Annotated in this window: 4 protein-coding genes (1 of these 4 running past the window's edge); 1 reads left to right on the top strand and 3 read right to left on the bottom strand. The window is 49.4% G+C overall.

Annotated elements, in window-relative coordinates:
• Positions 1–395 precede the first annotated feature (395 nt).
• Entirely contained in the window at positions 396–1,844 is a 1,449-nt protein-coding gene (locus tag DHL47_RS00235) for an alpha-amylase (RefSeq protein WP_209550481.1), read from the top strand.
• A gap of 371 nt (positions 1,845–2,215) precedes the next feature.
• Here DHL47_RS00235 and DHL47_RS00230 read toward each other — a convergent pair whose 3' ends face one another.
• The 3 genes from DHL47_RS00230 to DHL47_RS00220 form a co-directional block, all read right to left on the bottom strand.
• Entirely contained in the window at positions 2,216–3,253 is a 1,038-nt protein-coding gene (locus tag DHL47_RS00230; protein ID WP_209550480.1) for a M42 family metallopeptidase, read from the bottom strand.
• Positions 3,254–3,634: 381 nt separating this feature from the next.
• Positions 3,635–6,043 carry an SHIRT domain-containing protein gene (locus DHL47_RS00225; RefSeq protein WP_209550479.1) on the bottom strand — a complete coding sequence of 803 codons (2,409 nt, stop codon included), beginning with the start codon at positions 6,041–6,043 and terminating at the stop codon, positions 3,635–3,637.
• Between the two features lie 554 nt (positions 6,044–6,597).
• Positions 6,598–12,690: the 3' portion of a ZmpA/ZmpB/ZmpC family metallo-endopeptidase gene (locus tag DHL47_RS00220; RefSeq protein WP_209550478.1), read on the bottom strand. The gene runs 3,108 nt beyond the window's last position; the window shows 6,093 of its 9,201 coding nt (coding positions 3,109–9,201); its start codon lies beyond the right edge, outside the window — the gene reads right to left on this strand; the stop codon is at positions 6,598–6,600.

Genomic DNA, 12,690 nt, shown 5'->3' with positions numbered 1-12,690 from the left:
TTTTATGTCCGGGGGACAGTTTCAGCCTATCGCTTAAATACAGGACGATAGGGGGGGAAGATAAAAGACCGTGAGGAAGTCTCAAAAGTACGGCTGATGCAAGCTTCGCTTACCTTATCCACAACCTTTCTACCTCACTATCTCGTTTCTAGATTCGGGCTGAAAAGGTCCCCCAAACCTTTTCACTCCCCCGGACTGTTAAAGCAAGCCGAGCTAACGATCTAATAAAAGCTAAACTACATGACTAGACGGAGTCTGACTCGTCTCAGCAGCCTGCAGCTGCTTGCGCCGCTATCACAGCGGCCCCTCTCTTCTCGATAAGGCCCTCGGAGGTTTGCTGATTTCTGCTTCTTTTGGTAAAATAGGTCCAACACCAAGAATGTGAGGTATCCAGTATGGACAATCAAACCTTAATGCAGTATTTTGAATGGTATTTACCAGATGATGGCCAGCATTGGAAACGGCTGGCTCAGGCTGCACCTGAACTTGCTGCTAAGGGCATCCGAAAAATTTGGCTGCCGCCGGCTTTTAAGGGAACCGGATCCAATGACGTCGGCTACGGTGTCTATGACCTGTTTGATTTGGGGGAATTTGACCAGAAAGGGACAGTCCGTACCAAGTATGGCAGCAAAGAAGACTATCTCAAGGCAATCCAAACTTTAAAAGAAAACGGCATTGAAGCTATCGCCGATGTGGTGCTCAATCACAAGGCCGCTGCGGATGAGACCGAGACATTTTCAGTTGTTGAGGTAGACCCAAGCAACCGAACCCAGGCCCTGTCTGAACCCTTTGACATTGAAGGCTGGACCCACTTTACCTTTCCCGGCCGCCAGCAGACATACAATGACTTTGAGTGGCACTGGTACCACTTCACCGGGACCGACTATGATGCCGCCCAAAATAAATCCGGCATTTATCTGATTCAGGGCGACAATAAAGGCTGGGCAGAAAATGGGCTGGTGGATAGGGAAAACGGCAACTATGACTACCTCATGTATGCTGATATTGACTTTAAGCACCCCGAAGTCATCCAGAATCTCTACGACTGGGCCTACTGGTTCATCGAAACGACGGGAGTCCACGGCTTTCGGCTGGATGCGGTCAAGCACATTGACTCTTTCTTTATGGGCAATTTCATCCGTGATATTACCGAAAAATACGGTGAGGATTTCTATGTCTTCGGCGAATTTTGGAATGGCGATGAGACAGCCAACGATGCTTATCTGTCCAGTATTGACTACCGCTTTGATCTGGTCGATGTTAAGCTGCATCAGAATTTCTTTGATGCCGGCAAGGCCGGGGCAGACTATGACCTGCGCACCATTTTTGACTACAGCCTAGCAAAAAATCACCCTGAATCAGCTGTGACCTTTGTGGACAATCACGACACCCAGCGGGGGCAGGCCCTGGAATCTACTGTTGAAGAATGGTTCAAACCGGCTGCCTACGCCCTTATCCTGCTGCGGGAAGCTGGCCTGCCCTGTGTCTTTTACGGAGACTACTACGGTATTGAGGGTGACTTTGCCCAGCAAAGCTTCCAAGAAATCCTGGATAAACTCCTGGACATCCGCCTCAATCTCGCCTACGGCCAGCAGACAGACTACTTTGATGAGGCCAACTGCATCGGCTGGACCCGTCAGGGCAAAGAAGACAGCCAGCCAATCGCCGTTGTCATCAGCAACAGCGGCCCCGCCAGCAAGCGCATGCAGGTCGGACCAGAGTGGGCAGGACAGGAATTTACCGACTACCTGAGCCACTCAGCAGCCACTGTCACCATCGACCAGGAAGGCTGGGGCGACTTTCCCGTGGAGGAAGGATCGGTCAGTGTGTGGAGTGTCAGATAAAGCCAAATAAAAACCGACTCGCAGCTCAAACTGTGAATCGGTTTTTTGCTACTGATTTTGATACTAGCCAATGAAAAACTTCAGCAATCTAGACAGTTAGCATGTATAGTCTTTTAGTTTGCTTTTAGCAGTGAAACTGTCTGGGGGACAGTTTTATCCTGTCGCTTAAAATACAGGACGATAGGGCAGCGAGCTGCTCAAAACTCCAGTGGAGGTTTTGAGATGGCGGATAAAGCTTCCGAGAGGAAGCATCAAAAGTACAGCTGATGCAAGCTTCACTTGCCATATCCACAACCTACAACAGCCTTCTAGTCTATTGTAGCAAGGCGAGCTAACAAAGTAATAAAAGATAAACTAAATGACGATAAGCCTTAATCCACCAACCCGCTTCTCAGATAAGCATCCACCATGCGCTCTGTCGCGACAACTGAATCAATATGGGTACGCTCATAAGAGTGACTGGATTCGATACCAGCGCCTAACAGGGCATGCTTGACTTCTGCTCCGGCGCTCATGGCTGCGGAGGCATCTGAACCGTAAAATGGATAGATGTCCAGTTTGTAGGGGATTTCCTGCTCCTTGGCCAGGTTTACCAAGTGCTGGCGGAATTCATAGTGGTAAGGGCCGGAGGCATCCTTGACGCAGATGGAAACGGTGTACTCGTCGGTCTGCTGGTCGTCGCCCATGGCTCCCATGTCTACGGCCAGATACTCGACTGCCTGAGCCGGCAGGCTGGAATTGGCCCCGTGGCCTACTTCCTCAAAGACGCTGAAGGCAAAATGAGTGGTCACCGGAAGCTTGACACCTTCCTCCTTATAGACTCTCAAAAGGTTGAGGAGAATAGCTGCGCTGACCTTGTCATCCAGGAAGCGGGACTTGATAAAGCCGGTTTCGGTCACAGTGGTCCGTGGGTCAAAGGAAACGAAATCTCCGACTTCAATGCCCAGGGCGCGTGTTTCTTTTTCGCTGGTCACTTTCTCGTCCAGACGGACTTCCATATTGTCCTGGGTTCGCTCCACCGTCCCGGCATCCTTGTAGACATGGCAGGAGGTCTGGTGGACCAAGATAGTGCCGCTGACCGTCTTGCCGCTGCTGGCCACATGAACCAGGCAATTCTCACCCTCGATCATATTCCAAGGGAAGCCGCCAATCCGGTCCAGCTTGAGCCGGCCGTCAGGCTTGACAGCGCGGACAATAGCCCCCAGCGTGTCGACATGAGCCGTCACCACCCGGTGCTGGTCATCATTTGCCCCCTTGACCACGACATGGACGCCGCCCTTATTGGTGCGGATGGGCTCATAGCCCAGTCCAGCCAAAGTCTTCACCAGATAGTCCGCCACCTCAGCCGTAAAGCCTGTTGGGGAAGGAATAGCCGTTAATTCTTGTAAATATTGAACAGTTTGATTCATGAATGTCTCCTCATTGTTTTTCTTTATTATAGCACAAAGAAAGCCTGAGCAACTATATTTTCAGCAGGCTTTTTATCATTAGGAGCAATCATAACTCCTCTATTTCTATTCTTCTTTCTCGTCGACTCCATTCTTATACGGTATCTTCCAAAAGATAGATTTCTCTGCGGGTGAGGACGCAGCCATCATAGGAGTCTTATACGCTATCTTATCAAAGATACTCCCCTTTGTGGGTGAGGGCGCAGCCATCATGGGAGTCTGTCCCAGCCTCGCCTGCTTTAGAATTTATAAGACTAATCGTCAGTACATTATCAAGGATAGGTGATGACAAAGACTAGAAAAAATCACCTCAGCTAGCTGAGGTGATTCGTCTGGCTAAAATTAATTAGCTTTTTTGAAACGATAGGCAAAAACTGATGCTGTCAGCAAGGCAAAACCTGCAAATACAGCAAGTACAGAAGTTTCACTGCCGGTTCTTGGCAGAACTTTCTTCGTAGCTTTTGGCCTTAGATTGCCTGATTTTCCAGAGGTATTGCCTGCATCTGAATCATCAGAAATATCCTTACCATCCAAATCATTGCTGTCGCTATCAATCGAGGATGAATCCGGAACTTTTGCTTCAAATGTCCATGTGCCTGTAAATACGACATCTGCGCCTGCTACAGTTTTGCTGGCTGCATCGTAGCCCTTGAAAGTCCAGGTGCCGGCTGCGGTTTGGACTGTTTTCTTACTTGGGTCAATAGCCGTCACTGCTGTGCCGTCTGTGTATTCTTTAGAATCTTCTGGCAGCAAGCTGCTGACTTCAGCAGGCAGTGCATAGTTCGGATCGGCACTGACAAAGCTGTAAGCTGCCTTGTATTTAGCTGGTGCTGGTGTGAAATCCCATTTACCAGTAAATTTAAGATCGCTGTTTGCCACTGTCTGTCTATCCGTTTCAGCATAGCCCTTGAAAGTCCAAGTCCCTTCCGCCACTGTGACGCTGGTCTGCGCCGGCTGCTTGGCATCTACATTGCTGCCATCAGTGTAGCGATTAGCATCCGCCGGAAGCAAATCGGTTACCTCTTTTGGCAGATTTGGATAAGCCGGATTGCTGCTGATAAACTCGTAGCTGACACCATAGTCTTTGTAACTATTGGTGAATGTTGGATTGTTGCCGGTGATGGCCGCTTCCAATTTGCCGTTATTGTCCGTCACTGTGACTGTCACAGTATGTTCTGTGCTGTCATAAGCCACTCCAGCTTCACTTCCAGCTACTTCTGTCAGCTTGTAAGTATAAGTTCCTTCTTTATCATAGTTGATTCCGAGAAACTTGATATCACCATTCGCGTCATTTGTTGCTTGAAGCTCTTGGTTATTACCGCCGACTTCGGTCAGCTTAAAGGTATACTTTTCAGCTTCCAGTGCTTTGCCGGTCAGCTCTTTCTTGGCAGTAATGGCCGCACTAGCCGGCTCTGCCTGATAAGTATTGACAAAGGACTCACGGTCATAGCTTGCTGTCGCTGTTCTGACCCCGTTCACGCTTTCAGCTTTTACTGTAATGTTAATTTCCGGATTGGCATCATCGGTCACGCCCGGCAGATTGCTGGTACGCTCACGAATGGCATAGTTAAAGGTTCCTTCTTGCTTAAAGCGGACTTTCTTAAAGGTCACACTGCCGCCTTGATTGGTCACAGTTTGGACAACCTTGTCATTATCATCCTTATTAATCAAGTCAAAGGTAAATTCGCCGTCTGCCAAAGTACGGCCGGTCAGCTCTTTCTGAACCTTAAAAATGACTTCATCAGGCCGGGTAGCTTCCCCGATACCATCCAGCGTCGTCAGCGGTGCAAATGGCCGCGATACCAAGGCAGGCATTGTCTGACCGTTTGCCGTCACCGTCACATCGTTAAAGGCCTTTTTGGTTACCTTATCAACTGGCTTGGTCAGGCGAGTCCGGTAGACGATATAAATCCCTCTGCCATTGAGCTCTCCTGCATTGACAGTGAAGTGATTTTCATCAGTAATGGTCACAACTTCGCTCGGCTTAAAGGATGTGCGCGTACCTGCTACTGCATTTGAAGCACCTTCCCAGTCGGTAAAGTGGTAGCCTGTGATGCCAGAGTCTTCGTCCAGCTCTTGGTCATCGGGAATAGCATCTTCAACGACCACTTGGCCAAGATTTTGGACATCACGGTTGACGCGGATACGCCAGTTGACATAGTTTGGATCCTTAGAATCCTGAACACCCCACTTGGAATACCCCTGAGGCTCCTCATCGACCTTGATACGCTTGAGCTTATAGGTCCTGGCACCTGGAAAATGGACTTCCTGCTCCTGATTGTAGGGCATATTATCAGCCCAGACAACGGTAAAGGAAGCTGAAATCCGCTTGCTGTCAGGATTGGCGGCAAAATAAGCTGCATTGGTCACGGTCACCGTTGCAGTACCAGTCACAGGATCTGTCACCAACTTAGCAATGACCGTAGTACCGTCCGGTGCTGTCAGATTTTCCTCGGCGGCCCGTTCGATTTTGAACTGCTGAGGGACTTTGTAGACCATTGTATCGCCGTCATTTAATACCTTGTCATTTGCAAAAGTATAGGTCGGAGCGATGTAAAATTTGCCTTCACCATAGCCGGTATCCTTGAGTACATTGGTATTAATGGTGACATTTGTAGTCAGCTGATAGTCGCTTTCAGTCAATTCCGCAGCTGAAGCACTGCTATTTTGGCTCAGCAGGGGAATAAAAACCGACACTAGCAGCAAGACAGCCATCACAGCATGGGACAGCTTATCATAAATTTGTTTCAACTGAACGATTTCTCCTCCTTCTTTTCTTTTTCAATGCAGTCTTTCCGTTTGTCTTTTGCAGCAGGCCAGAGCGAGCTGGATCCTGCATAGAAAACCAACGAAAAACTGCGGAGACAAATAAGAGCAGGCACACCCTTACTTGTCTGGCTTTTCTTTTCAGCTGACAAAAAAGACAGAAAGACTCTATGCTTCATCGTCAAGCCAAAAAACATAAGATGCATATGCTGGAATATGACATATACATGACAATTATAACATCTTTTGTCATAAATAGCAGTATTTTATGCGCTTTTCGCCCCTATTTTGGTCTATTTTTTTCCTATTTTTTCTATTCTCAGATTAAAATAGACACGAAAGTCAGCAAAAAACCAATCCTTTCAAGCAAACACTTGGCAGAATTGGTTTTTTTGATGGCTTGCAAGCCGTTATTGAAATCACAGCCAGCTTGGCTGTGCTGATTTGACAAGGCAAATGAAAGGACGAAGCGGGCTGCTGATGACTTACTGGCCGACCCCTTGAGGCGAACCAGCTCAATAGTCGGTTCCTAAGCAAATCTATTTAAAAATGGATTCTCTGAAGTCGTCTGTCTCACGCAGATAAGCATTGTAAATCTTCTTCTTGAGCAGGTTGACCCAGCTGGCTTCCACTTTAGTAGTGGCATTGGTGATATTGCGCACATCCTCTGCCACAGCCTCGTCCATGAGTTTCTGCATTTCTGCATAGGAAGAAATCGTCACCTTTTTGGTGCTGTTTGGCTTCTTCAGCTCATACTCAATGGTAATCGGCTTCAGATTTGGCAGTTTGTCAATCCGCTCTCGATACATGGCTTTCTTAAAGGCTGTCCATGACTCGTATTCACCTTTCAGGACATGGTCAAAGACTTTCTGGTCCGTCACCAGACCGACGTCTTTCTTAAGCCAGCTGTCATAAGTGATAGAACCTTCAGCCACAGCTTCCTTGGAGAATTGGCCGGAAACATAAGGCACGAAGCCGTCTTGGTAGCCCTTAGCCGCCAAGAGTTCGTAAGCCGTCCGGCGGAACATGACATCGCCCGGTGCACCATTTGGATTGCTGAGGGCTGAGTAGATTGGCGAGAAGAGGCTGAGACTGAGGTAGCCGTTACGGGTATACTGGCCGCTGTCTTTATTTTCCCTGCGGGTGATGACATCATTGTCAATCAGGGATTCAAAAGTCGTCAGCTGCTTGATTTCTTCAGCAGTGAAGCTGCGGACCTGATTGCCCGCGTGGGTCTGCTTATTATACTTATCCGTAACATAGTAGTTCTCCATCTTCCTGAACCACTTGAGCTTGGCATCATCAGACTGCTTGACCATCGAAGTGCCTTCCAGATAGTCCAACGTGTAAATCATGTCAAACATACCGTGTACATAGTGCTGCAGATCATCAGCATTCTGGACGCGCTCCTTAAAGTTGTAAGTGTGCATCCGTGTGGTAGAATCCTTATCCGTCTTAAAGAGGGTATTCAGGGTGATGGTTGCTTCGTCAGTACTTGGCGTAGACTGCAGGAGACCGCGGGCATAGAGCTCAGCTCCCAATCCTTCGCGGCGGCCATTTCCTTCAAAGTAAATAGCGCCGTCAGAATTGTGGGTCATCTCATGGGTATAGACAGAGTTGCCGTAGTCTTCCAGCAGACGAGCCGCATCAAAGTGGGTGACATTTCCTGTCGCATAGGCATTGTAGCCCTTGCTGGCATACCACTTGCCAGCCGGTCCGAAGAATTCCTGCATGGCCAGAGACTTCTTGTCATTGGCCTGCGCCCAGTATCCTTTGCCGTCTTTATCCTTGAAGGAGAAGCCGTCATAGACCAGAACGGAACGGAAGAGCTTGTCCTTGCTTTCATCGCTCAAAATCTTGTACCAGAAATCATAGTGATCGCGCTGGAATTCAGCTGACTTTCTGACCCGGTCCTCGACATATTCAGCTAGCTCTGCATCTGTCCGCACCTTGCCGTTGACCGCATCACGGTAACGGTCATAAGCTCCCATGGAGATGGTGGACATATTGGAGATGACATAGACGCCTTTTTCGCTCATGGTCAGGAGCGGCAAGAGCATGCCTTTGTATTCCCAATTATCAGCAGTAATCTTGTCATAAACTCCGACAGAGTATTTACCGCCATTGACAGCCTCGTCCTGCAGTTTTCTGGCGGCGGCTACTTCTGACTTGGACTCAACGATGTAGGCCTTGGTATTGGTCTTCAGCCATTCGTTATTAGTCTTGGTTGGCAGGAAGAGCTGGCGGTAGCCTTCCAGATAGTTGAAGAGCCCCCTCTTGCCCGTTGCTTCAGCCAGTGACGTATCATAAGCCAGATAGCTGTTTTTAGCCTTGAGGTTGTTAAAGCCAGACTGGCCGAGAGCAATGATGGTATCCAGTGTTGAAGCTTCATTATTGCCATAAAAGTCAAACTTGTAGGCCGACAGATCCTTGACATTGATATTGTCATAGTTGATATTATACCAGCGGTTGAGGTAGGTCAGTCCCAGCAGGAAGGCTTCTTTATTGGCCGTGATCTTCTGAGCTAGATAATCAGCTACCGCATCTCCTTCGGTATTGATGGATTTGTCCATAGCCAAAACCTTGCGCAGCTCTTCTGACAGCTTGGCCTTGACATGATCAAAGGCTGTATCCAGATAAAGATCATCCAGCGATGTATCAGCTGCCACACCCAGAACGGTGCGCATAGCCGGTGAGTCCAGGACCACCTTGTTCAGCTCTGGCAGCACTTGATTCAGCACTCTGCTATAGTCAGATAGGAAGGCTTCTGGTGTATAAAGGAGGCCTAAGTCATTTACAGTGTATTCTGCAATGGCCTTGTATTTGAAATCACCCTTATAGGTCAGATCCAGATATTGGACCGTATTGTCCGCAAAATGCAGCATCAGGCGGTTAATCTCAGTCTTATGGCTGTGAAGATCCGTGATGATCTGGTCCCCCTTCATCGGAACAACATCCAGCAAGAGCTCTGTATTGAGCTTCTGGTCTTCCGGAAGTTTATTGCCATAAGCTACAATGGTTTCCTTGTTGTAGAAAGGAAGGAGTTTTTCCATGTTGGCATAGGCAATAGCGCGGTTGTCCTGCGCATTCCTTTCCTGGCTGTAGTCCAGAGAGGTAAGATTGAGATTGCTGTCGTCCAAGCTAGTCGTAATGCCCAGTCCAGTCAGCTTTTCTTCTGCCTCTTCCAGTGTCAGTGTCGAGGTGACAAACTTGTCATTTTCCAGCCCTTCATTGCCTTCAATGACATAAGCCTCTGTGATACGGGTGTTGTCATAGCCTTGGTCTCCGGAAATACTGCGGAGATTCGTACCGCTGATGTTGCTGATGACCGTATCAATTAAGCCATTGGAATAATTAGACCCGACTACACCGCCGATTTGGCCGTTCTTAGTCGTATTTTGGATCTGTCCAGATACATACGATCGGCTGATCCGGGCATTGTCCTCCAAGCGGCCGACCAGACCGCCGAAGCGCTGTTCATTTGTCCGAGCGCCTGCGAGTATGGTCACATCTGCTCTGCTTTGGCTGAGCAGGGATCTGCTGCCTTTCAGATTGGCCAATAGACCGCCGGCATTGTATGCCTTGGTCTGCTTATCATTGGTCTGGATAGTCCCGCTAAAGGAGCTGTTGCTGATTTGCGTATTGCTGGCAACGACGACCAAACCAGCTACCTGTGAGGCATTGCCCACTACAGCTACCTTCCCTTGGGCAGAGACATCGCTGATCCGGGCATTGTCCGCATTGCGGGCCAGAGCTGCCGAGTCATAGGTCCCGACAATATTGACATCCTTCAGATCCAGATTGGAAACAGAGGAGCCGCTCTTGAGGTTTTCAAACAAAGGCTTAGCCAGATTATAAATGGCGTACTGCTTGCCATCGTGGCCGCCTGTCAGGCTGCCAGTGAAGTTTCCTTTGAGATAGACATAGTCCGCCGGTGCCAGACTGACCTCGCTGGCATCCAGATCTGCTCCCAGCACATAGCTGCCGGCCATGTTTTTCTTCATAGCGTCCAGCAGACCGGTAAAGCTGGTGTAGACATTCTGCTGACTAGGACCAGCCTTGCTGATATAAAAGTCATAGCCAGACTTGTAGCCTGTCGCAGTCTCTTCTACCAGCTCCGGCAGAGAGACTGTCACCTTGTAGGCTGCCTTGCCATTCTTCTCACCTTCTGAAATGCTGTGAACCGGCAGAAGCATTTCCTTGGAGTCGCTAGACTTGACTTTGACAAAATAGTTTGACAGATCAGTAGGCAGGGCACTCATAGAGACGAGGCGCTTGTACTGGTCGTTTTCCTTGCTGTAAAACTCTGCCGCTTCGATATTACGGAAGGCGATTTTCTTGTATTCCAAGTTAAAAGTACGGCTGTCATTTTCAAGCTCTGTAAAGCTGCTGCTGTCCAGCTCATAGGTCAGCTTGGTCTTCAAAGTGTAGTCTGTATAGTAGTCCAAGCCGTCAATCTTAAGATTTCCTGCAAAATTGCGAATCGGAAGAGCGCGAACCAGCTGTTCTCCCCTGTATAATTCAGCAGTCGCTGAGCGGTAAGACTGCGTCCGATCTTCCAAAGTGTATTGGACCGTAACCGACTTATCCTCAGCGTTTTCAGTCAGACTTAGGATAGAAACGGTCGGCTTGACTTTGGCTACACCATTCAGTGCTTCTTTGGCTGCTGTCAGACTGGTAAAGGCTTGGTTGACCTGCACCTGTGTCGCCAGCTGGTTGCGCAGAACCCTTTCTGCCTGAGCTGCTTGGTCTGTATAAGCCATTTGTTTGTCTGGATCCGCATTCTTGTACTGAACGGTCGCTTTGATACTTTGAATTAAATCGTATTCAGCTTGAAGGGCTGTTTTGACAACCTCAAGACCGCTTAACTGAGCCTTGGCTTGATTGATCTGTTCCACCAGCTGGTTGACTTCTGCCTGGCTGGCCTGTGATTGACTGAGAATCGCTTGGCCTGCCGTCAAAGCAGTATCATAGGCATTCTGATGGCTCTGACTGTCGTTGAAATAGCGTGCCTGAGCTTTAACTTGATCTGCTTCTGCCAATAGATGGTGCAGTGGAATTAAATCGAACTCTTCTAAAACTTCTGCTTTCGGTGCATCGTTCGGTACCATGTGTGGCTTAGCCGTGCCGACCTTGACAATCTGGGTCACAGGGGACAGCGTTTCGACATTAGACAGTTCCTGACGATCAACTTCTTGGCCGTTAGAACTGTAAACGCGGGTCGTGATGGTCCGTTCACCCTCCACGCCTGGAGTGGCAATCTCGTGGGCACCTTGCACAAGCTCGTCGGTTTCTTCCTCACGAATAGCGAAGGTGATTTTCTCTACACGCGTTTCGTCAGTATAAGTCAGCGGGTACTCTGGCAGGGCATCCGCTTTTGGTGCCTCATTTGGTACCATGTTTGGCTTGGCCGTACCGACTTTGACCACCTGAGTTACTGGGGCCAAGGTTTCTGCATTGGACAGTTCCTGACGGTCAACTTCCTGACCATTGGAGCTGTAAACGCGGGTCGTAATCGTCCGTTCACCCTCCACGCCCGGAGTCGCAATCTCGCGGGCACCTTGCACAAGCTCGTCCGTTTCCTCCTCACGAATAGCGAAGTTGATTTTCTCTACCCGCGTTTCGTCAGTGTAGGTCAGCGGGTACTCAGGCAGAGCGTCCGCTTTTGGTGCCTCATTTGGTACCATGTGTGGCTTGGCCGTACCGACTTTAACAATCTGGGTCACTGGGGACAGCGTTTCGACATTAGACAGTTCCTGACGGTCGATTTCCTGGCCGTTGGAGCTGTAAACGCGGGTCGTGATGGTCCGTTCACCCTCCACGCCGGGTGTTGCAATCTCGCGGGCACCTTCGACCAGTTCATCCGTCAGCTGTTCTTCAATATCGAAAGCAATTTTCTCTACACGCGTTTCGTCAGTGTAGGTCAGCGGGTACTCTGGCAGGGCGTCCGCTTTCGGTGCATCGTTCGGTACCATGTGTGGCTTGGCCGTACCGACCTTGACAATCTGGGTCACAGGGGACAGCGTTTCGACATTAGACAGTTCCTGACGATCAACTTCTTGGCCGTTGGAATTGTAGACGCGAGTCGTAATGGTCCGCTCACCTTGCACGCCGGGAGTGGCAATCTCGCGGGCACCTTGCACTAACTCGTCGGTTTCTTCCTCACGAATAGTGAAATTAACTTTCTCTACACGCGTTTCGTCAGTATAGGTCAGTGGGTACTCTGGCAGGGCGTCCGCTTGCGGTGCCTCATTGGGCACCATGTTTGGCTTGGCCGTGCCGACCTTGACGACTTGCATCACTGGCGCCTGTGTTTCGACATTAGACAGCTCCTGACGGTCAACTTCCTGGCCGTTAGAACTGTAAACGCGGGTCGTGATGGTCCGTTCACCCTCCACGCCGGGTGTTGCAATCTCGCGGGCACCTTGCACTAACTCGTCGGTTTCCTCCTCACGAATAGTGAAATTAACTTTCTCTACCCGCGTTTCATCAGTATAGGTCAGCGGGTACTCTGGCAGGGCGTCCGCTTTTGGTGCCTCATTGGGCACCATGTGTGGCTTGGCCGTGCCGACCTTGACGACTTGCATCACTGGCGCCTGTGTTTCGACATTAGACAGCTCCTGACGGTCAAC

The organism is Streptococcus panodentis (genome assembly GCF_017884005.1).
GTDB classification, from domain to species: domain Bacteria; phylum Bacillota; class Bacilli; order Lactobacillales; family Streptococcaceae; genus Streptococcus; species Streptococcus panodentis.
Note: the sequence above shows the minus strand (reverse complement) of the source record. Positions and strands in the feature narration are given on the sequence as shown.